The sequence below is a fragment of the Alkalihalobacillus phoenicis genome (assembly GCF_047302405.1).
Lineage (GTDB): Bacteria > Bacillota > Bacilli > Bacillales > Bacillaceae_D > Alkalihalobacillus.
In genome coordinates, this window is the sequence record NZ_CP154853.1 from 2,599,281 (window position 1) to 2,621,715 (window position 22,435).

The following is a 22,435-nucleotide window of genomic DNA, read 5'->3' on the forward strand; positions in this document are numbered from 1 at the left end:
ATATCAGTGTTTCCGCTGACATAATGGCTTATTAGTTATGGACTATATAGTGTAATTCAGAAATTACTCTCCTAAATCAACATTATGATATACTTGCTTAACATCCTCTAAGTCATCTAATACATCAATTAATTTTTCAAATTGCACTTGAGTATCGTCGGCAAGCTCGACTTCATTTTGCGGCAACATCGTTAATTCGGCAACGGTAAAATCGGTCACACCATCGGCTTTTAACGCTTCTTGTACAGAATGGAACATCTCTGGATCGGCATAAATAATAACCGCTTCATCCTCTTCTAAAATATCACGAACTTCTACATCTGCCTCCATTAGAAGCTCTAATACATCATCAGCTGTTTTGCCCTCAAGCCCGATTACCGCAGTTGCATCGAACATATAAGCAACAGAACCACTGACACCCATATTCCCACCGTTTTTTGTAAAAGCAGAACGAACCTCTGCCGCCGTACGGTTTACATTATTTGTTAACGCATCTACAATAACCATTGACCCGTTCGGTCCAAACCCTTCGTATCTTAACTCATCATAACTTTCCTCAGAACCACCTTTAGCCTTTTCTAAGGCACGATCCACAATATGTTTAGGCACACTGTACGTCTTGGCACGCTCTAATACGACTTTAAGAGCGCGATTCGATTCAGGATCCGGCTCACCTTGTTTGGCGGCAACATAAATTTCACGTCCGAACTTAGCATTAACGCGACTCGTACTCGCATCCTTTGAAGCTTTTTTCTCCTTAATATTATTCCATTTACGTCCCATATAAAAACACTCACTTTCAATTAAAATAAGTCCATCAAAAAAATACAATTAATTAATACCATCATCTATTATACTCCGATTATCTTAACTTTTCATCTATATGATAGTTCGTTGGATAGTAAGGTGGCGTCCGTTCTTTTTTGGACGCTGTTTCTCGGTTCTAATTACATACTAAGTCCGGCCGTTCCTCAGCCCAAATTACTTACCATACCCGACCAAACAATCAAACTCTCCTCATTTTCACTTCTCCTTCACCAATATTCGATAAATCCCATACATCAACATAAATAACCCTAATGCCACTAGCTGCAAGACAAAAATATAATAGGGCCATGGTCCAAACCAATCAAACGGTGAAGGTCCTGGCGGTTTTCGCATTAAATACATATAATTGCCATCAACTATTAAGTTCACAACAAAAACAATCGCAGCATAAGCATTCAACCACAACCAATTGGGAAAAATCGACCGGAAAGTTACTTTATATTTTTTCACCGCTATCATATAAATAACAGATACAATCACAAAGGCGTGTGACATAAAAAAATGGAAATAGCGATAATGCGGAAAATCATAACCACCTATATCAGGAGTGATTAGCGTTAAAGTGGCACTACCAACTCCTGCAAAAAATGTAAACTCAAAGAGTCGTTGCTTGCCAAAAACAAGCATTAAAGCAGCTGTGATTAACGTTATACTGCTTAAATGAAGGGGAAGTGCATAGGCTATCGACCACTCTCCATGGATCAAAAGCCAAAAATGATAGGAACCTTCTAAAGCTACTAAAAAGATAACTAAACTATATCGCAAGCCTTTTTCTATTTGTGGAAAATCACTAACTCTTCTAGCCTTCAAAACAATCGCTAAACAGATTAAAATAAGTAAAATAAAGATAAACAAATGCGAAAGACCAAATAATTCAAAGATTGGACCATCATTTTGATAAGAAAACCAGGACATTTTATTCCCCCCTTTAATAACTCTTCAAATATGTTCAGTTTCACTTTAGCTCCTTTTTAACCTGCCCTTACATCGCCGTTTATTTCAACTAATTTTCACTTTTATTTCATTATAGTTCATTCTCCTTCTATAACATGCCTTATCAAGCAAATAAAAGAACAACGACCAGTCGAGAACCGATCATTGCTCCAGCCTTTTTTATTTCATTATAATAACCCGACCATTTTTAATCCGTGGGCTATCCCATCTTCATCTACACTTTTAGTCACATAGCGGGCACAGTCCTTAACTTCAGGTTCAGCATTTCCCATCGCGACACTGTTTTCTATTTCTGTTAACATTTCAATATCATTTAAACCATCACCAAAAGCATACTGTCTTTCTTTTGGATATCCTAGTTTCTCCATAATTTTAGCAATTCCAACTGCTTTAGAGCCGCCTTGTGGGATTACATCTAACGAAACTGGATGCCAGCGCACAAAATCTAAGTCTTTATACTTTTGCTCGTAAGGTACTTCCTCATTCTCTTGGCAGAATAATAAGGTTTGATAAATATCACGGTCCTTATAAAAGTGCGGGTCATGCCCAGGCATTTGATATACCTTTAAAGTGGCAATGCTTTCTTGAATATACTCATGGTCTTCGGCAACATTTGCCTTCATCTCTTCATGATTCATAAAAACAACTGGGTGTCCATTTTCTAATGCCTCATTTGTTAGTTGCTCCAACGCTTCCCTATTTAACGGGTTTGTATAAATGACTTCACCATTTAAAACGACATATTGACCGTTGTAACTGACATACGTATCAATACCCAATTCTTCACGAAGTTTTTTATACATAAAAGGTGCACGGCCTGTTGCAATTGCCACTTCATGGCCTAATTCCTTTAATTTCATAATCGCTTCTTTTGTTGAAGCAGGTAACGTTTTTTCTTCTGTCAACAATGTCCCATCAATATCAAAAAAGATCACGCTTTTCTCCACTACTATCCCTCTTTCTATTTTTAAATCGTTTTTCTTCTATCTAATAAATCCACTCCACTACCATTAAAACAAATCTTCAAACAATAAATCAAATATAATTCTTTTCCTCTGCCTCATATATCTCAAATTTACGAAACTTTACCCAGCTTACAGCTAATAGGAGTAGAATCACAGCAGCCATAATATAAATAAATGAAACTGGATAATACATTAGAAGCAGAAAAGAAATAAGTGGTCCTAATGCAGAACCGACATCTACGACAACTGTATGGGCTGTCATCATTTTCACTCGATCGGTTCGAACCGCGGCACGAGTTGCTAATGTATCGGTGGTGGTTGTAAACATCGTCGATAATAATTGGAATAATACAATAAACAGCAACAAACTCACGATTTGATCCGTAAAAGCTAAATTAAAGAAAAGGAGTGCACCTCCGAGAAGCGGGAACAAAAGAATTGGGAGTACAGAAGTCATTTCATCCAATTTCCTCCCTATTAATGGAGCAACAAATGGATCCCAGCTCCAACGCAGTGCTTGCATAATTCCTGCTAATGTAGCAACACCAATGACAACCGTACCTATTTGCCAATCTCCAAAATAAACAGTCTCGATTAATGGACTTATCGTTGAAGCAAATAAACCCATAACGATAAATCCTTGCGTAAGCCCTGTACATAAAACTAAAACAACAAACGGTGTCACCCATTTTTTCTTCATTGTCTTGGCCACTACCTTCTTTTCTTCCGGTTCCCCCTTCCCTTTTGGAACAACAAACCAAACGACTGGTATCGCTAAGGCCGCAATGACAGCAAATGATGTTGTAACGAAAAAAATCGAAGTTTGATCGACAAGAAATCCACCTGCTAACATTCCGACAAGTCCACCAAGCCCCCATAAACCGTTGTATAAGCCCACATGCCAGCCACGATTTTGGTCTGTTGTTACATCAATAACCGTTAGAAAGCCTCCCAGCCTTACAAAGGACCAAGCAACTCCCCATAAGGCTCTCATCATGAGTAAACTCCAAAAATCTTGAAAAACACCATAAGAAAAAGTCGTAATAACGGCTAATATTAACGCAATAAAGACACCTGTTCTTAACTGAAAATGTTTGTAAAAATACCCGACTAACGGATTTAATGGCAAACGAATAAAACGATTAATCGATAACAATAAACCGATTTGCCAAATCGATGTTAAACCAAAATCCTGCCAATAAAGAGGAAGCACAATAAATAACATCGCATCTCCCATTACTGCAACCGCCGTCACTAACGCTATAGCGATAACTCGACTCTTTGATGTTAGCCCCATTCCCTCACAACCATTCCCTAACTATCGATACTTAATATTTTTACATTCAATAAAGAGGAAAAAAAGGGTAAACTTAATCTAGATTCATTTCCCCTTTTAAAAGAGAGGTTGATGTAAATGAAATTATCAGAACAATATGAACAACTATTAACAGCATTTCCTAATAAAACGACGAAAACGACGATTAAGGACTTAGCAAAGATCTTATATTGCTCTGAGCGTCATACCAAAAACATTATCACAAATTTTAAAAAGGCAGGTTGGATTCATTGGAAGTCTGGAAGTGGGCGCGGAAATTTTTCTACTCTTACACTCCTGTACGAGTACGAGGAATTTATTACAAAAATCGCCGAGGAAATGGCCTCCACTCATTCGATTGATGAAGCGATCTCCTTCATAAAATCGAAACCATTAAACTCGATTCAAAAGGATCGATTTATTGATTGGTTGTTTTCTAACTTGATTAATATCGAGGAGGAGCTCACAACAAACAATGCCGATCACTTACGATTTGCTTCCTATCGCCCTTTGCCAAGTTTAGACCCTTTTGACGTGAATCGACGCTCCGAAAACCATATGATGCGACACTTATTTAATCAATTAGTTACTTTTGATGAAAGGACTCAAAGCTTTTTGCCGGAAATAGCTCATACTTGGAAAGTCTGTCCGCTCGACAAAACATGGACATTTTATTTAAGAAAACAAGTCCTCTTTCACAATGGCGATGAGCTTACCGCCGAAGATGTTTGTTTTAGTTTTCTACGTCACAACGATTCGAACTCTGCTTACCATTGGATTATGGAAGCAGTAGAGGATGTTAGGGCACTTAATCGTTATACTGTAACGTTTACATTAAAGCATCCCGATCCCTATTTCCTCACCCTTGCCTCATCTTTAGGCGGCAGTCTTATTCGACCAGAACAAGCGAATAAACCAATCGGAACGGGACCATTTTTAGTTGATGTCAATAATGAGGATAAGCTCACCTTGCAAGCGAATGAACGCTATTTTGGCTTACGGCCATTGCTTGATAAAGTGACCATGTATTTTTTTCCCCAAGTGTATGAAACATCGACAATTGAAAATATCGCAACCGAAAAAAAGCTTAACTTTTATCAATATCCCAATTCAGTTAAAGCAAATTTAGCCTATGAAGAAAATTCAATTATCGACCGTGGCAGCAAACTATTATCCGTTAATATGAATCGCTCCATTGGTCAGGACCTTTATTTAAGAAAGGCCATTAACATCACTCTTTCACGAACGAAAATGATTCAAGAATTAACAGGGAATCGCCATGTCCCTGCCTATAGAATGTTTTCTGAATCCGAAGCGAAATGGAATTCTTCTTTTTTAAAAGCGAGGGAGCTTTTAAGCAAAAGTCAATATGATGACACTCCATTACATTTATATTCTTATGTAGGGGCAGGCAATGAAAAGGATGGCGAGTGGATCCAGCGCGAATTAAAAAAGCTTGGTGTAACCGTCACCCTACACTTCCTGCCTTTAAAAGAGCTCCATACATTGCCTCTTAGCCAAATATCCGACTTTTTACTTGGAGAACAGTTATCAGATGAAAACCTTCATTATACTTATTTATCGGCCTACTTTGGCACTCATAGCTTCATGCAATACCATTTAACAAATAAATGGAAATATGATTTAAAACAAGCCCTGCTCAAGCTACCTGAAGAAAAGGAACGTTTGAAAAAACTGAGCCAAATGGAAGAAAGTCTATGTGAGCAGCACGCCCTTATTTATCTTTATCGTTTACAACAGTCAGCTATTTACCCAAATGATTTAAAAAATATCCATTTGAATGCCTTAGGTTGGGTCGATTATACAAAACTTTGGTATCGCCATGATTAGTCCACCTTTCAGACTATTTAAATATAACTAAAAATGAAGATTAACTCTCCCATTAATATCGAATTATAGTATAATAAGACTATGCAAACGATTTCATTACGAAATATTTAGGGGGCGTCGAATGAAAAGAGTAAAAGAAAAGAAAAACAGCCGCTTTCGTTTTTTACTGAAGCATAAGCTACTTGTTGTTGTTTTTAGCATTGTCGTTATTAATGTCGCTTTTGTCACCATGCTTTTTATGAACAACCAACAAGTTCAAAAAGAAGTCGCCAATATGAATGCTGCTCTTCATGTGAAAGATGACTACTTCTCTATGGTTCAAAACATTCAACAAGTTGGCTTAATCCAGTATGATATTTTGACTGGAAATTATACGAATAATCGAGTGAATGAATTAGAAGCAAAGCATTTAATCGCCAATGAAATGCTGACAAAAATTGATCCTTTTATGGAAAGTCAGCCTAACTTACAAGGTTATTTCGAACTACTGAAATCAGTCGAAGCTGAATTCCAGAACATTAGCGAGTTATACTTGTCAGAGCCTATTTTTGGAGAACGTGCTCAACGAATTACAACCGAAGCATCAACTCGTATTACAAATAATTTAATTGATTTAGAACGTGCGACAAATCCGATTGACGAATATTTCACAGAAAATATGACCGCTCATATCGAAGCGTTAAATGATCGTATGACCACATCAAGTGTCTTGTTAATCATCGCCACGCTCTCATTAACGATCATATCTTTTATGATTATTTTCTTGTTCGGTCGTCACTTAAATGATGGAGTCCTAAAAATCTTCAAAAGAATTGAGGCTTATAAAAACAATGATTTCTCTTATCGTCATGACATTAAACGAACAGATGAAATTGGACAAATCGATCAGTCCTTAATTCAAATGGCTCAAAATATGACTAAGACTTTAAAAATAAACCTGGACAGTAGTTCTCAAACATCAACAATTGTCGAAGATGTCCTTCATCAATCAAAACAAAATCAGAAAGCTTCGAAAAAAATTGAGGACTATACGAGTGAGCTCAAACAAGATATCAATGCACAGCTTGAACATGTCACCTCGATTTCAGCGATTACAGAAGAATCCGCAACAAGCACTCAAGCGATTCAAAATTCGGTTTCATATATTAAAAATCAAACGGAACAAATGAATTCGATTGCGGCTGATGGTAAATTACAAATTGAGCAAATGGCCAAGTCCATTCAAGAAACTGCGACAGAAACAAGTCAATTATCACAATCTATCCAAGCAGTTGTTGCTCAAATGAAAGAAGTCTCACGTTTCATGGAACAAATTGATAAAATTACTGAGCAAACAAATTTACTTGCCTTAAATGCCTCAATTGAAGCAGCTAGAGCGGGGCAAGCAGGAAAAGGCTTTGCCGTTGTTGCCAATGAAATTCGATTGTTATCCGATCAAACCCATCAATTCTCTCAACATATTAAGAAGACGATTCATTCATCCGAATCGAAAACGAAACTTTTTATGGAACAGTTTCTTTCTTTTAGTTCATTTGTGCAAACGATTGTCTCTAAGTCCAATGAGGCCGCCACTTTATTTGCGACAATCAATGAACAAGGAGCTGAAATCGAAAAAAATCAGTTTGAAATTAATGAATCCATTAACGAAATTTCATTAGGACTTGAGGAAGTAGCTCAATCGACTCAAGATTTAGTTGAATCTGCCTCCTCAATTTTTGAAAAGACAAATACGATTCAAAGTTATACAAATGAACAGCTTTTAACATCAAATCATTTATTAAATTCAATGCTTGAGTTAGAAAATACATCAAAAGACTTAAAAGAAAGCTCTCTAGCTTTTAAACTACTCAAAGAAGCGTAATTCAAAAGCAGCCTAATCGTCCTCAAAGTCGATCAGAGCTGCTTTTTGTTGTTTATTAAAGTCGCATAAGTACAACTGGGACATTTATCACAGATGGATCGTCCCTTGTTCCTATTCAAAATTATTAGTAGGATTAAAGAGTTAAATTTGGCTGTTTTTGGATTCGATTTATTTTTATTGGGTATTGATACATTATGAATCAATAAGTCTAAAATATAGTGCTAAGAATTACTCATAAACATTTGTAAACAAAAAAAGAAAGGAGCAATGCGATGCCTTATGCTGTTGAATTAATGATTAACTATGGAATTTTGTTTTTATTTATTATTTTATTAGCCGGTTTAGTCGTTCTTTCCAAAAAATATCCGATAATTAGTATTCTAGGAAAAGGGTTACGAAATACCTTTATAGTTGGTTTTGGATTGGTGATGCTTATCGTCTCTTTAATCGTCTATTCTTTTTTAGCTTTTATCATTATGGGCGTTTTTGCCTTTATCACAACCGAACCTGCTTACATAATTAACGGGGAACCTTTTAACCCTTTTATGGCCGATAATGAGGTCATTAAAATCATTTTACCGTTCGCGATTTTTTATCTAGTCGTGAATTTTGGCAGCACATTTGCTTATATGTATTTACAATTAAATGTTTGGGTTCATAAAGGTCTTGTCTTCTTAACGACAGCACTTGCGACGGTCTTTATTTTCCCACTCATCGTCAACAGTTTATTTTCCAATATCCACGTCACATTTTTAGGTGGCTTTTATTTTATTCTGTTTATGGTGATTATCACGATTAAACAACTCATCCGTCGTGAGCACCGGGCTTACAAACGTTACCGTCGCCGCCCATGGAGATATTTCACCGACCGCCTTTTCCCATGGTTAAAAACTGGAAAAGACCCAGGGACGAAAGATCCGTATCATCATTTGTGAGCATATGATTTAAAAGAGGAGTACGCACACGTGGTGCGACTCCTTCTTCATGTTTTAGTTCATTTGTGTGGAATTTCTTAAATAAGAGAGGCAGATGTTATTCCTCTTGACCAATATTCAACATTAATTCATCATAGACTTCTATAATTTCTGGCACTTCCATATAATTTTTTGACTGCTCTGGCAATTTAGGATATATAAGCTCAATTTCGGTCCCGTTCATTTTCATTTCTAAAAGCGGATAGATTTCACTCTCAAGTTTGTTGTATACACGGAACATTTCAAATGGAAAATAGATTAACTCTTTATCACTTTCAACGATAATTGAAGTAAACTCATCTTGATGAGTAATACTCTTTACTTTCAGCTCAAGATTTTCCTGTGGTAATACGGTGTTTTCAAGTAATTCTCGTTCCCTAATATAATGGAAAGGTTGATGTTGAATTGGAATCAGCATAAATGAAGGTCTTTCTCCTCCTCGTTGAAGAGGATAATCAATTCTAATTGGAGTTGCTTTATAATCTTCACTTTTATCATTGATGACATTTTGATAGTTTTCTTGTTCATACTCAAATGAACTTGAAACTTTATTCGCTCTAGAGATTTTTTCATGAAAAGAATAATGCCCCTCACCTATTTTCGTCGCAACTGAAGGTAAAATTTCTGGGATTGCCGGTAACCAACTTAGCTCTTCCTGCTCTTTCGGTAAATGAACAAATCCTTCAAAATAAGCAAAATCCTGATCTTCCCGATAACGATTTAGTTCAATTCTTTTATATTCACTTAAAATCTCTTTGCCATAGAAAATATTAGAATATTGAGGAGCGAGCGTATGATATTTATCTACGTTAAAAACAAAGTCCCACTCCCCTTTTTTCTCACCAATACGAGTTATTTGCATTGTAACCTCAAGATTATTATCCCAACCCTTTGCGTCTTCATAAGGTATGTAAAAAATACTAGCAACCTCGTTATTTTCAGCTATTGGGTAAACAGCTTTAACCTTAAAAGTATTTGCATCATGACCTAACATTAAATTCTGCTCAATTTCTAACGTTTCCCTTTCCTCTTCTTGCTCAATACGAAAGCTAACTGCAAACACATTTTGATCATATATGACATCTTCTAAGGTCACCTTTATGCCATCTTGCTCCGAACTTACATTTAACTTTGTATATTGCTTGTTCAGGGCTAAACGCTTTAAATAGGGAACGTCATCCTCCTCCAAAAAAATACTAGTAGCTCTGCCTTCTCCTAACTTCTCCTCTTCTCCATATCCAAGTACAGTTATCAAAACGCCCAATATCCCAACCATCAACATGGACGCGATACTCACAAAAAGTCGGTGCTTCCTTCTCGGTTTTTCGTGTTTGGCTTTCACAATTGCTTGTTGGATCGTTTGCTCTAGTTTCTCTTTTGGCACTGGCACTTCTTCCATCGATTCTTTAATATTCCGTCCAAACCTTTCCAATCATTTCCCCTCCTTTTTCTAAACTTATTTTCATTTGAGTAAGGGTGCGGTGAAGCTTCGATTTAATCGTTCCTTCTGGTTTTTGAAGCAGTTCAGCCATTTCTTTTATTGAATATCCATAATAAAAACGTAAAATAATTAATGATTTCTGTTCTGGTTTTAATCGGTCAAACTGCTCGTCCACCAGCATTTTATTTAATGTATCATTTTGCTCATTTTTCCCACTTACGGTCCGTTCAAAATCAACATAAATCACTTCTCGTCTTTTTCTGGTCGCATCAATTGCTGTATTGATTAAGATCCGCGTCATCCAAGTCGAAAAATATTGGATCTCTGTTAATTTTTCATAGCTACGATAAGCTTTTATTACAGCATCCTGGACAATATCTAAAGCGTCCTGCTCATTTTTAACAAAAGAATACGCCACACGATACAACTTTTCTTGCTCTGTCTTAATTAACTCTTCAAACTTTGGTTTCGGTTCTTTCTTAAAAAAGCTTTTTAATTTCACATTTTCACCTCCTGTCAATTATTAGACTGACTTCCATTCCGATCCGTTCCAGCTTTTTTTATTTTATCACTTTAAAATTTTTACATTACAAAATAAAAAACCAGTTAAGTTGTTTTTAATCCCTCTTAACTGGCCTATTATTTAACATTGCTATTATTCTTGTACCCTCGCTCAGAAAGACAGATTTCCTTATTATTCCTCGATAAACTCTAATCCATACTCTACTGTAGATTCCACATGCAAATTTTGTGGAATTTTCATATAAAAGTAAATCACATACCCATAACCCCAACCGGAATCATCATAATCGATGTTTTGAGGATTAAATTGATTAATTGGCCATTCGTTAGTAAATAGTGTTTTTTCAATCTGAACAGTCTGAGGTGTAAGCATTTTTAACGTATCACCATTCAGCTCAAATTCCGGCAATGGGATTTCCATCAGCATTTCAAACCCACGTAAATCTAAGCTTCCAGCCGCAAATGAATAGATTTCAATAGTCCCATCATTTTCTGCTTTTCTTTCTACTGTAATCGGGTATGAGTAAACATCACGGTCCTCATAATCGATGATTAATTTTTCAGTCTCTATCTTAAAAGAAGTCTCTTGCTTTTTTATAAACTCATCTGGAATCTGCTCCCATTGGCCATTTTCAAACTTTCTATATAACTCATCAATGTGGATTCGTTCACCCTCGGTCATTTGTACACTTTCCATCGGCTCAACTGGTAAAAATAAACAAATGATCATTGAAAGAATAATGACACCTAAATAGACAACAGCAATCATATGATTACGCTTAGCCTTTAATTTCAGCTTCGAATCCCGCCACCTTAACACAATAAAAATAATGACTATTAAAAGGAGAAGAACAACTAACATTAAGTTCTCACCTCCAAACGATTCGTTATCATACTCGTAAGAAAAAGCATGAGGGTGCAACTTAAAAGTACTTTTACGATTACAAGTAAAATCGATGTTTCTGCAAAGATTTGCACAAAAATCCAGTTAATGATCCCTTGCTCACCAATTCCTGTAATAAACCATGTAAAAATCCATCCAATAAAAACTGCTGGAATGATAAATTTGAAAGCTGGATACACTTGAACGAGCATTCCAATTACATAACCGATTGTCCCAAGCAATAATAAATACAACATAGTGGCAACGGCCCCACTCATAATGATCGTCCAACTAGGTATAGACTCATAAAGAACATCGCCACTTCTACTAAAATAAACACCTACCTTAATCATATAGCTTGAGAAAAAAGCGGTAAAGCCGCTGAAAACACTCATCACAACTAAATAACAAATATTCGCGAGATTGGCACTTACACGTGAGGTCACAAAGGAAAAATCATCATATCGATAAGCCTTGGACGTAATTAATATCCCAACGATAAAAGCCCAAATAAACGTGAACACAATGACTGCATTTGACGATATGTTATATAAATTAAAGCTAAACAAATCTGAACTGTTCATACCATATGAAGAAGTCGGAATAAATATCGTAAATAATATCGTCGCCACTTGGAAAACAATCATAACGGTAAACGCTCCGGATAACGCATTTAATTTAAATAACGTTTGCTTTTTCACTAGTTCCAATAAACTGATGGAACATAACATCGTCAGCCCCCCCTTCATTACTTGTTTATTTCTTTATAATTGAAATCACTGTCAGCAATTATTTCTAAATCGTTAGGTATTTTTAAATATATAATGGACTGTCCAGTTGATGGATTACTCTGCCCCTCTTCGTAGGCCCCTTGAAATTGTTTAATCGGGAATCCATGATCAAAAAGTCTAACTTGTTTTCTAATAAAGTCATCTTCTCCCATGACAAGCAATCTGTTCTCTCCTAATTCAACTCTTCCGGTTTCTACTCTCTCCTCTAAAAGATAACCTAAAGTCGATTCTAACTCTGTTCTAGCAATCATAGAAGCTTCAATCACCCCATCATTCTCTTCTTTTCTTTCAATATAAATTTGAAAAATAGATTGATAAAACATCGCCGTCAAGTAAATTTCATCGTCCTTATAGTCAAAGCTCCACGTCTCACTAATCCAGCTTTGATCGATTTCTGCAAAGTTTCCTGCTTCGATTAACCGTTCGGCTTCCTCTACTCTTGCTACCGACTCTGCCGCCACCTGTTTCGTATACACATACCCCGTATCAAGCTGTACCGGTTTTAACTCATCTTTTGGGAGAAGACTGAAGATAATCGGTGCAAGTATTAGCAAAACAAAATAAGTCGATAATAGAATCATACTAGGATTATATTTTTTCTGACTTTTTGGTTTGATTATTTTTTTACCGAGATAAAAACATCCGACAAAGAGAACAATAATAAAAAGATAAGAACTAATAATCAACGACATCATCTCCATTTACCTCACCTCCAGACGTTTCCCGACCAAAACAGAGCCAACCATTAAGAGAATAACGGTCAATAACACGTTAAAGCTAAACACCCAAAACGAAGACTGATTAAAGTAGGCATGGGCCAGAAAGTTAAAAAATCCGTTCAATTCTCCTGGCGTATTTGTTAAAGTAATGATAGCGACAACAGCTACTGGAATAATGACGTAAAAACTCTTATTGAGCTGGACGAGGCCCCCCATCAAATAACCTAGTAAACCAAACATCAAACCATATAAAGCCATCGCTACTATCCCTGCTATATAGTCCCATAATCCCGTTTGGCTCGGATAAAACATGAGTTCGCTGTTTGTCACAAAATACATGATAATTTTTTGTACGTACCCTGCTAAAAAGGCTGTAACAGCACCAATTAGACTAGCAAACATTAAATAAATAAAATTGGCAAAGCTTTGACTTACATTGCTCGTGACAAAACAAAAATCATCATACCGATACGATTTGGACAGGAGTAGAACCCCCATAACAAACAACCAAATAAATGTAAAAACCAAAATAACATCATTTGTGGTGGACTCAACCATATAAGAACGCGAGGATATCGAAATCGTTGACCCCATCGATAGCAACATCATGACACATTGTGTAACCATAAGAGAGAAAAAGAAGCCCCAGTTTGCCTTTATTCGAAAACGAACTTGTTTGAGAACCATCTCTCTTTTACTAGTTGTCGCTAAAGACATCATCAATTCCTCCTTTACGACTTTCCGTTAAATAGACACAAATGTCACTCGCTGAGACCGAACTAATTTGTAACCCTAGACCCCTTGCTTGTTCAAGCTTTGTCTCACTATCATTAGGAACAACAAGATAGCTAGAATGTGTACCGACTGACTTTTGGAACAAAACTTCTTTGCCTGTTGCCCATTCCGTGACGAGCTCTGTATCACCTTGAACCGCTACTGCTAAGTCCTTTAATTCCGCAATCGAGAGATGTTTTTCAACTTTCCCTTCTTTGATTAATAACACATCCTCTAATAAATCTTCTATTTCATTCAGGTGGTGGCTCGATAATAAAATGGAACGTGGGTGATTAATATAATCTTTAATTAACGCCCGATAAAAATCCTTTCTAACCGATTCATCCATACCTGTCGTCGGCTCATCAAAAATCGTTAATTCACAGCGAGCCGATAAGCCAAAAATCATATTAAATGTGCTTTTCATCCCTTTTGATAAATTTTGATGAATCTGTCTTGGATTGAAAGAAAAGTAGTTAAAGAGATCTTTCGCTAGCTTCTCATCCCAATTCGGATAAAAGCGTTTGCCTTCCTTTAAAATATCTTCGAGTGTAAGACTTGTTGGAAAATACATTAAATCGTCGACAAACACGGTATTTAAGGAGGTGTTAATGTTATTAAATGGAACTAGCCCAAATACTTTAATAGTTCCGCTGCTCGGTTTATAAAAACCAGCAATTAATTTTAGCAAGGTCGTCTTCCCTGCTCCATTTCGTCCGATCACTCCGGTAATTTTCTTTTCTTCAATCGTTACACTCAATTCATTCAATGCTTTTTTATGACGATAAATTTTACTTACCTTCTCTGCTTGAATGACACTCATTGCTTCTCCCCCTTAATCTCTTTATTCATCTCTTTTATCATTTCCATAATTTCTTTTTCATCCACAGATAAACGATAGGCCTCAAGCACGAGCTCATGTACAAGCTTTCTTAATGTTTGTTCCTTTCGTTCTGCCATAATGAATTGCTTTGCCTCTCCTGTCACAAACATCCCAAGTCCCCTTTTCTTATATAAAATGCCTTTATCAGCAAGAATATTTAACCCCTTGGCAGCTGTTGCTGGATTAATCGTTAACATCTCAGCCAATTGATACTGTGAATAAATTTTTTCATCCACTTTAAAATTCTCTTTTATAATTTCTGTTTCCAACCATTCGGCAATTTGTACATAAATCGGCTTTGAACCGTCATTATCTATGATCACATTCACTCACCCCATATCCGATATATAGTGCATTACTGTTGTAATGTACTATATACTTTTTTACCAAATTATACAATATGTTTTACAAAATTTAATAAAAAAACCTTGATACAACTATAAAGTTGACATCAGGGTTTTGATTCACCTTTTTATCACTGAGACTTAATTAAGTTTTGTACAAAATAATATTAATAACTAAAACTTAACCATCAAAAACAAAAATTATTATACAACAGATAAATAATCCTTTGATTATAGCAATCTTCTGTTATAATATTCTTGTAATTAAGTAGATTTAGTTGAGGAGGTTTGAATTCTACCTAAAAGTACTTTTAGGATTGTTAGTTTGTTTTTTCCTTATCAATTTTTCTCTTTTCATTATCATCCCACTAAAAGTAACCGCTTACAAATGGAGGATGGTGTTAACATGATCACTTTTTTTAGTGCGATTATTCTTTTAATTATTGCTTATTTTACTTACGGGAAGTTTGTTGAAAAGCAATTCAGGCCTACTGATGATCGTTCAACCCCGGCATATGCCAATAATGATGGAATCGATTATGTTCCTATGCATAAACAAAAAAATGCCCTTATTCAATTATTAAATATTGCTGGTACTGGGCCCATTTTTGGACCGATTATGGGGGCATTGTTTGGACCAGTTGCTTTTATTTGGATCGTTGTTGGTGCTATATTTGCCGGTGCCGTCCATGATTATTTAACAGGGATGATTTCTATACGAAATCGTGGTGCTCATATTCCTGAGCTAGCAGGTAGATTTTTAGGGAAATTTTCACGTCATGTCGTCAATTTCTTTGCCTTACTACTTCTTGTTTTAGTTGGAACCGTATTCATTACAACCCCTGCATCATTACTTAGTATCGTTTCAAATGGTGCTGTTGCCGTATGGGTTTTCGCTGCATTAATTATCTTTTATTATTTCTTATCTACGATGCTACCAATTGATAAAATCATTGGACGTGTTTATCCATTCTTTGGAGCTATCTTATTATTTGGAACTATAGGTGTTGGAATTGCACTTCTTTTTTCAGGAGCAAAAATTCCTGAATTAACGATTGAAAATTTACACCCAGATAATTTACCTATTTTCCCAATTTTATTCTTTACCATAACTTGTGGAGCTTTATCAGGTTTCCATGCCACACAGTCACCTATTATTTCTAGAACTGTAAAGAAAGAGTCACAAGGACGTTATATTTTTTATGGAATGATGATTGCAGAGGCTATTATTGCGATGATTTGGGCTGCGGCTGCGATGAGTTTATTCCACGGTGAAGCTCTAAACGAGTTAATTGCAGCTGGAACTCCATCTGCTGTTGTAAATGAAATTTCCATTACATTACTCGGTGCCATTGCAGGAACCATTGCTGTATTAGGAGTTATTGTTTTACCTATTACTTCTGGTGATACAGCCTTCCGTGCTGCACGTTCAATCATTGCAGATTATTTGAATATTAGTCAGAAAAAAACAAGAAATCGTTTAATGATTGCCCTCCCACTATTCGCAATTGCTTATGGGCTCATGCAAATTGATTTTAATATTCTCTGGCGCTACTTCTCGTGGGCGAACCAAGCGACTGCCGTCATCGCTCTATGGATAGCGACAATGTATTTGTTTGTAAAAGGAAGAAAATATATCATTTCATTAGTACCAGCCTTGTTTATGACCTATATGGTTCTAGTCTATATTCTAAACGCACAAATCGGTTTTAATATTGACTTAAACATTTCATTTATTGTAGGGATCGTGTTAACAATCGCCTTTACTATTTGGTTCTTTTGGAAAGCAAATAAAAATAAAAAAGCCGGCTTGCAGGTTGATTTAGAAGTTGATGAAACTGATATAAAAACTAAGTTAAGCTAAAAACTAATGACCCCACTTCATTTATTAGAAGTGGGGTTGTTTTAATGTAATGTTAAGAAAGTAAAGTATGTGCCAAAGATGTTCCTCTCCTTCTTTTTCACATCATCCCTGACCATCCACATCCAACCATCAACCCAAAACTAAAACACACTAAAAAACCCCGGCATTAAACCTGCTGGGGTTCGCTTTTTATCTGTTTATTCGTAACGCAATGCATCAACTGGTTGCAGTTTCGAAGCTTTAAGTGATGGTAAAATTCCAAAAATGATTCCGACAATCATCGAGAAGACTAACCCTCCAATAATCGCAGGGACTGAAATCATAAATGGCAACACCGTAAACATGGAAATCAGTTTAGCAACCCCGATTCCCAGTCCGATCCCAAAGACCCCACCGATACTCGTTAAAACAGTTGCTTCGGTTAAAAATTGGAATAAAATCATATGGCGTTTCGCACCAAGAGCTTTTTTAATTCCGATTTCACGGGTTCGTTCTGTTACGGAAACGAGCATAATATTCATAACGCCGATCCCACCAACCAGAAGCGAAATGCTGGCAATCCCCGCTAATAGAAATGCAAATGTTCGCGTATATGCGGCCATTTCTTCCATAATTCTTTCTAAATTCATGACCGTATAAGATGCTAATTCAGCGTCAACTGGATGTAAGTCTGCATTTAATAAGTCCGCAGCCATCACCCCTGCTGTTTGAATCGAATCAGAATTGATCGCTTGAACCGCAATTTGGGTTGGAGCATCATATCCGCCAACGAGTGGCCAAATTTGTTTCGGTACATATACCTTTGGAGGGTACCAGTAATAATAAGAAAACTCATCGTTAACGTCTTCAGATCGATCGGTAAAAACGCCAATTACACGAAACGGACTGCCTGCTAAATCAATAAAACTTCCTGGGATAAAGCCTTCTGGAAACAGCTCATCCCTTGCTTCCTCATTAATCATCACATATTGATATTTCCCGTTAAATTCCTCCTCCGAAAACTCTCTTCCTTCAACTACTGTAATAGGAAAAAGCTCAAGATACGTTTGATCAACACCATACATTTCTGGCCATGAGGAGTTCGCTAAATGAAACGCTTCTCCGCTCCATGACTGATAATAAGTGGAAACCACATTAACTAAAGGATCACTTTGAATCATCTCTAATGTTTCTTCACTGATCGGAGGGGCTGAAATAAAGGACATATCACTTCCCCAATAATCATCCTCGCCAAATTGATTGTTCTCTTCATATACAACATTAATCGTATTATTTCCCATTCCGACTAAGTCACTTTTTAACGCTTCACTTTGACCTTCAATTATCGAGACAATCGCAATGACAGCAGCGATCCCGATAATTACCCCTAGCATCGTTAATAAAGAACGTAGCTTATGGGCAAAAATCGATTGAAAAGAGAGCTTAATATTTTCGAACATTACACTCTCACCTCATCTTCCACTTCAACTTCTCGGTCTTGTCTGAGAAGTTCACCATCGCGTATGTAGACGATCCGATCTGCCTTTTCAGCGACTTCCTTATCATGGGTAATCATAATAATCGTGACTCCCTCTTCATTTAACTCAGCAAATAATTTTAAGATTTGTTCACCCGTTTTTGTATCAAGAGCACCTGTTGGTTCATCCGCTAAAATAAAGCGGGGTTCATTCACTAACGCACGAGCGATAGCGACACGCTGCTTTTGCCCGCCAGAAAGTCGGGTCGGCAAAAAGCCAACACGGTCCGCCAATCCAACCTTCCCTAATACATCTAACGCCCGCTTTCTTCTTTCTTTTTTCTTAATACCAGCATACACAAGCGGGAGCTCAACATTTTGAACAGCCGTTAAACGAGGCAATAAGTGAAAGGTTTGAAAAACAAAACCAATTTCCTTATTTCGAATCGATGCAAGCTTTCCTTCTTTACCAGCGATCATATCCATCTCATCTAACTGATAACTACCTTTAGTCGGTTTATCTAAACACCCTAAAATGTTCATTAATGTTGATTTTCCCGAACCAGAAGGACCCATAATCGCCAAAAATTCGCCTTCTTTAATTTGTAAATCTATGTTTCGTAAAATCGGTACTTCCTCTTTGCCGATTTTGTATGATTTATTAATACTCTTCAAACTGATCATACATTTGGACCTCGCTTCCTTCTTCTACATTCGAAAATGGTTCAACAAGGAAGTCCTCCAATGAGACACCACTTAGTATTTCAACTAAGCCCATATCAAAGTTTTCTTCACCTAACTCAACGACTTGTTTATAAGCTAAATTATTTTCATCGACTTTCCATACATAAGGCTCTTCTTCATCACGAACAACAAACCAATCATAAATTTGAACGACATCAGATGAAACAGTCTCCTGTTCTGTATATGGCTCCATATTCACATGGAATCCAATTTCTAACCCGTCATGCTCATCAATTTGCACCGTGAATGGATAATTCGATGATTGTGGGTTAGAACCATAATACATGTCCATCATTTGATCATCTTCATCAAATCCAACTGGCAGCTTTCCAACGTCCGTAATCGTTCCAAACCACTCTTGTCCATCGTATACTTTTTTCATGATACGGACTTGGCTACCAACCTCTAACGTATCGAGTAAAAATTCATTGACCTGACTTTTAATAAAATAAGAGCCCGTTGATACAATTTGAATCATTGGTCCTTGTGTCTGTTCATTTGTTGCCCCTTCTGCAATATCTTGATTAATCGTTTGGACAATTCCAGCCTGTTTTGCAACAACGACATTGACATTTTCTTCATCATCTTTTTCCAAAGCAGCAATTTGTTTTTGGGTTTGACCAGCCTCTAAATTACTGACACGTAAATCAAAATTGATTTGTTCTAACTCTTCTTCAAACATTTCTTTCTCTTCTTTTGTTTCAGCTTCTTTTATTTGTTTCTCTAATTTTGTTTTTTGTTTTGTTGTACGGTTAATTTGCATATAAGACATTTCAAGTGACATTTTTAATTGATCTAACTCTAAGGAATAATCCTCAAGTGGTTCATATTCAAATAAAGGTGTACCTTCTTCAACTGTGTCACCTTCCGCAACAAAAAGCTCAAGAATTTTCCCACGCTCAGGCTCATAATAAACACGTTCTGATTTTTCAGGCTCAACCTTTCCTGAATAAGTATAAGGCGAGTACATTTCCATTCCGAACATCATGTCGGAAACAGCCATGGCATATGGCTCCATCTCCCCCCATTCCTCATATTCCCCTCCGGCTTTGACGGAATTATTTAAAGCCATATAAGCTCCAAATCCAACTCCCCCTAAAGCTAGTACACCTACAACCGACAACGTGACGATTAACCCAACCTTTTTCTTTGACATATCCTGACCCCTTTTGTTTTTCTACTTTTTTCTAATTATAGAAATATTATGTATTATACCTTCCAAATAAGCAATCTATTTTTTCGGAAAAATAGATTCATATAAAAGACGCTCCTCGACCTTAAAAAGTTTCATCATTTTAATCATTTTTTTATATTTTTACGTTTATTCACTTTGTAGCGACTAAAATTAATTATTGAGCAGAATAATTTCAGGGCGATTGAATAGTCGCTGTGGAATAATGCTATTACCTAACCCACGATGAACGATCATTTTAGAACCCTTTTCTTCGTACATCCCTTTTACATATTCAGGGAACAACCCTTGATTAGGGGCGACGAGACCACGGTTATTTGGTAAACCAATTTGGCCTCCATGAGCATGTCCGGATAAAATCAAATCAACATCGTATCCTTGATAAAGAGAAAAAAACTCAGGGCGATGAACTAATAAAATCGTATAATTCTCTCCTTCTATTAATTCATTTTCGAATATAACATTCAAATGTTGTTCGGTTGTTATTTCTTCTGATTGGTTAGACTGAATAGCTGGATCATCGATTCCCATTATATTTAGTTGGCCTTTTTTTAGTTGAACAGTCTTATAATCATTCCGCAAAACTTCCACACCCATTTGTTCCATTTTCTTCTCAAGCTGCTCGAAATCGCCTGACCACCACTCATGATTACCCGTCACAAAATAAACCGGTGCAAGCTCAACTAGCCCTTCCATCAGATGAAGGGGTGCTTCTGATTCTGCTTTTTTCGCATCGATTAAATCTCCCGTTACAAAGATCAAATCTGGCTGAAGTTCTTCTACTTTCTTTAAAAGTTTACTTTGTTTGGAACCGAAACTTTTGCTATGTAAGTCGGATAAATGAACCATCTTCAACTCACCAAAATGAGATTTGTCCAAGCCCTCCAATTCAAATTCGGTCACAACAAGGCGATTATTTTGGTCATATAAAAAGAGAGGCACTCCGATAATGGCCATTAACAGTGCAATTAAAAGTTTTTTTCGTTTAAACATAGTGTAAACCCCTGACTATTAGCTTTTGAAAAATTAAACTACAAATTCCATCACATATCCGACATCCTATCTGATATATTGACAAACTTTTCCTCCCTTTAATTCGCCATAACTATTTCATTTCCTTCTCAACTGGCTGGTCATTCCAATTAAATAACTGCCTTTATCAAGCAAAATGTTCTAACTTCATTTAATTGTCACAACGCCAACCAATACCAAGTGGTCCACATATGTAACCACATATATAAATAACAAATGCCTCTGAGGGATTCCTCAGAGGCATTTGTCTACGGCTAATGAATGCCAATATATATGAATTCATTCACTGATTTTTCTATTCTTTTAAACTAGTTAAAACTTGTTCAAACGCTTGCTTGTTAAAGCCTTCTGCAAATGACTGATTCAGGCGCATCGCTTTTCCAAAGTGATATTGTTTGGCCCCTATCATTTGATGTAGTTCTTGAATATTAGCTGATGAAAGACCTGCTCCAGGCATAATAGCTGGTCCATCCGTTGTGACTGACTGTTTCACCAATGCTTGTAGTTGCAATTTACCTTCTTCACAATTAACTTTTCCACCAGAGGTTAAGATTCGTTTCACTTGTTTTGAATAGTTAGCTAACGTTTCATAGGCCGTCTGCTGATTACGGACTTCATCAAAAGCTCGATGAAAAGTAATATCTAAATCAGAAGATAACGCGATAATTTCTTTTAAAAACGCAATATCAATCGTTTTGTCGTCCTTTAATGCCCCAAAAACGATTCTCTTTCCACCTAGATTAAGCAATGCTTGAATATCTTCAAGTATAATTTTCCGATCGGTATCTGAATAGTTAAAGTGATAAGCATGTGGGCGAATCATCACCTGTACAGGAATGGTTACAGCGTTAAGAACCCGCTTTATGGAACCGTAGCTCGGTGTCAATCCACCTTCTGATATCGCTGATACAAGCTCTAACCTTGTCGCTCCAAATTGCTCAGCTTGCTTTGCCTCTTGATCATTTTGTACAATCACTTCTATTTGCATCAAAGTTCACCTAACTTTAATTTTTATCTTTCGAAATATAACTAACTCAACTTT

The 22,435-nt window shown here is 36.6% G+C and carries 21 protein-coding genes; 4 read left to right on the forward strand and 17 right to left on the reverse strand.

All coding sequences use genetic code 11. The features are described from left to right. Nucleotides 1-63 precede the first annotated feature (63 nt). From AA0017_RS12440 to AA0017_RS12455, 4 genes are all read right to left on the reverse strand, one after another. A complete protein-coding gene (locus AA0017_RS12440) occupies nt 64-783 on the reverse strand; it encodes a YebC/PmpR family DNA-binding transcriptional regulator (RefSeq protein WP_413374781.1) in 720 nt (239 codons plus the stop codon). 240 nt (nt 784-1,023) lie between these two features. Next, the gene (locus tag AA0017_RS12445; RefSeq protein WP_413374783.1) at nt 1,024-1,743 is read right to left on the reverse strand and encodes a TIGR02206 family membrane protein; all 720 of its coding nucleotides are present in this window, start codon (nt 1,741-1,743) and stop codon (nt 1,024-1,026) included. A 206-nt stretch (nt 1,744-1,949) separates the two neighbouring features. Next, a complete protein-coding gene (locus AA0017_RS12450; protein ID WP_413374785.1) occupies nt 1,950-2,729 on the reverse strand; it encodes a Cof-type HAD-IIB family hydrolase in 780 nt (259 codons plus the stop codon). Nucleotides 2,730-2,817: 88 nt separating this feature from the next. After that, on the reverse strand, nt 2,818-4,044 hold the full coding sequence (locus AA0017_RS12455) for an MFS transporter (RefSeq protein WP_413374787.1): 1,227 nt from the start codon (nt 4,042-4,044) through the stop codon (nt 2,818-2,820). Between the two features lie 117 nt (nt 4,045-4,161). Here AA0017_RS12455 and AA0017_RS12460 point away from each other — a divergent pair, with 117 nt between their 5' ends. The 3 genes from AA0017_RS12460 to AA0017_RS12470 all read left to right on the forward strand — a co-directional run bounded on the left by AA0017_RS12460 (nt 4,162) and on the right by AA0017_RS12470 (nt 8,709). Beyond that, on the forward strand, nt 4,162-5,913 hold the full coding sequence (locus AA0017_RS12460; protein WP_413374789.1) for an ABC transporter substrate-binding protein: 1,752 nt from the start codon (nt 4,162-4,164) through the stop codon (nt 5,911-5,913). Nucleotides 5,914-6,034: 121 nt separating this feature from the next. Next, entirely contained in the window at nt 6,035-7,774 is a 1,740-nt protein-coding gene (locus tag AA0017_RS12465) for a methyl-accepting chemotaxis protein (RefSeq protein ID WP_413374791.1), read from the forward strand. A gap of 272 nt (nt 7,775-8,046) precedes the next feature. Further along, complete coding sequence (locus tag AA0017_RS12470) at nt 8,047-8,709, forward strand: hypothetical protein (protein ID WP_413374792.1); 663 nt, start codon at nt 8,047-8,049, stop codon at nt 8,707-8,709. Between the two features lie 97 nt (nt 8,710-8,806). Here AA0017_RS12470 and AA0017_RS12475 read toward each other — a convergent pair whose 3' ends face one another. The 8 genes from AA0017_RS12475 to AA0017_RS12510 all read right to left on the reverse strand — a co-directional run bounded on the left by AA0017_RS12475 (nt 8,807) and on the right by AA0017_RS12510 (nt 15,084). After that, on the reverse strand, nt 8,807-10,180 hold the full coding sequence (locus tag AA0017_RS12475; RefSeq protein ID WP_413374794.1) for a DUF4179 domain-containing protein: 1,374 nt from the start codon (nt 10,178-10,180) through the stop codon (nt 8,807-8,809). Then, nucleotides 10,155-10,691, reverse strand: coding sequence for a sigma-70 family RNA polymerase sigma factor (locus AA0017_RS12480; RefSeq protein WP_413374796.1), 537 nt, complete (start codon nt 10,689-10,691; stop codon nt 10,155-10,157). Before AA0017_RS12480 ends, AA0017_RS12475 begins: the two co-directional genes overlap by 26 nt. A gap of 192 nt (nt 10,692-10,883) precedes the next feature. Beyond that, the gene (locus AA0017_RS12485) at nt 10,884-11,573 is read right to left on the reverse strand and encodes a hypothetical protein (RefSeq protein ID WP_413374798.1); all 690 of its coding nucleotides are present in this window, start codon (nt 11,571-11,573) and stop codon (nt 10,884-10,886) included. Continuing rightward, the gene (locus AA0017_RS12490) at nt 11,573-12,325 is read right to left on the reverse strand and encodes a hypothetical protein (protein WP_413374800.1); all 753 of its coding nucleotides are present in this window, start codon (nt 12,323-12,325) and stop codon (nt 11,573-11,575) included. The genes AA0017_RS12485 and AA0017_RS12490 overlap by 1 nt, the downstream gene beginning before the upstream one ends. Before the next feature lie 17 nt (nt 12,326-12,342). After that, nucleotides 12,343-13,086, reverse strand: a complete 744-nt coding sequence (locus tag AA0017_RS12495) for a hypothetical protein (RefSeq protein ID WP_413374801.1) — start codon at nt 13,084-13,086, stop codon at nt 12,343-12,345. Next, on the reverse strand, nt 13,087-13,821 hold the full coding sequence (locus tag AA0017_RS12500; protein ID WP_413374803.1) for a hypothetical protein: 735 nt from the start codon (nt 13,819-13,821) through the stop codon (nt 13,087-13,089). Next, nucleotides 13,802-14,701, reverse strand: coding sequence for an ATP-binding cassette domain-containing protein (locus AA0017_RS12505; RefSeq protein ID WP_413374805.1), 900 nt, complete (start codon nt 14,699-14,701; stop codon nt 13,802-13,804). The genes AA0017_RS12500 and AA0017_RS12505 overlap by 20 nt, the downstream gene beginning before the upstream one ends. After that, the gene (locus tag AA0017_RS12510; protein ID WP_413374807.1) at nt 14,698-15,084 is read right to left on the reverse strand and encodes a GntR family transcriptional regulator; all 387 of its coding nucleotides are present in this window, start codon (nt 15,082-15,084) and stop codon (nt 14,698-14,700) included. Before AA0017_RS12510 ends, AA0017_RS12505 begins: the two co-directional genes overlap by 4 nt. Before the next feature lie 427 nt (nt 15,085-15,511). Here AA0017_RS12510 and AA0017_RS12515 point away from each other — a divergent pair, with 427 nt between their 5' ends. Continuing rightward, nucleotides 15,512-16,969, forward strand: coding sequence for a carbon starvation protein A (locus tag AA0017_RS12515; RefSeq protein WP_413374809.1), 1,458 nt, complete (start codon nt 15,512-15,514; stop codon nt 16,967-16,969). Between the two features lie 197 nt (nt 16,970-17,166). Here the strand turns inward: AA0017_RS12515 and AA0017_RS12520 are convergent, their stop codons facing one another. From AA0017_RS12520 to AA0017_RS12540, 5 genes are all read right to left on the reverse strand, one after another. After that, complete coding sequence (locus tag AA0017_RS12520; protein ID WP_413374811.1) at nt 17,167-18,408, reverse strand: ABC transporter permease; 1,242 nt, start codon at nt 18,406-18,408, stop codon at nt 17,167-17,169. Further along, a complete protein-coding gene (locus tag AA0017_RS12525; RefSeq protein WP_413374813.1) occupies nt 18,408-19,109 on the reverse strand; it encodes an ABC transporter ATP-binding protein in 702 nt (233 codons plus the stop codon). The genes AA0017_RS12520 and AA0017_RS12525 overlap by 1 nt, the downstream gene beginning before the upstream one ends. Further along, nucleotides 19,087-20,325: an efflux RND transporter periplasmic adaptor subunit gene (locus AA0017_RS12530; RefSeq protein WP_413374815.1), complete on the reverse strand. Its 1,239-nt coding sequence runs from the start codon at nt 20,323-20,325 to the stop codon at nt 19,087-19,089. Before AA0017_RS12530 ends, AA0017_RS12525 begins: the two co-directional genes overlap by 23 nt. A gap of 189 nt (nt 20,326-20,514) precedes the next feature. Next, nucleotides 20,515-21,354: a metallophosphoesterase gene (locus AA0017_RS12535; protein ID WP_413374817.1), complete on the reverse strand. Its 840-nt coding sequence runs from the start codon at nt 21,352-21,354 to the stop codon at nt 20,515-20,517. Between the two features lie 334 nt (nt 21,355-21,688). After that, the gene (locus AA0017_RS12540) at nt 21,689-22,381 is read right to left on the reverse strand and encodes a copper homeostasis protein CutC (protein WP_413374819.1); all 693 of its coding nucleotides are present in this window, start codon (nt 22,379-22,381) and stop codon (nt 21,689-21,691) included. Between the last annotated feature and the right edge of the window lie 54 nt (nt 22,382-22,435).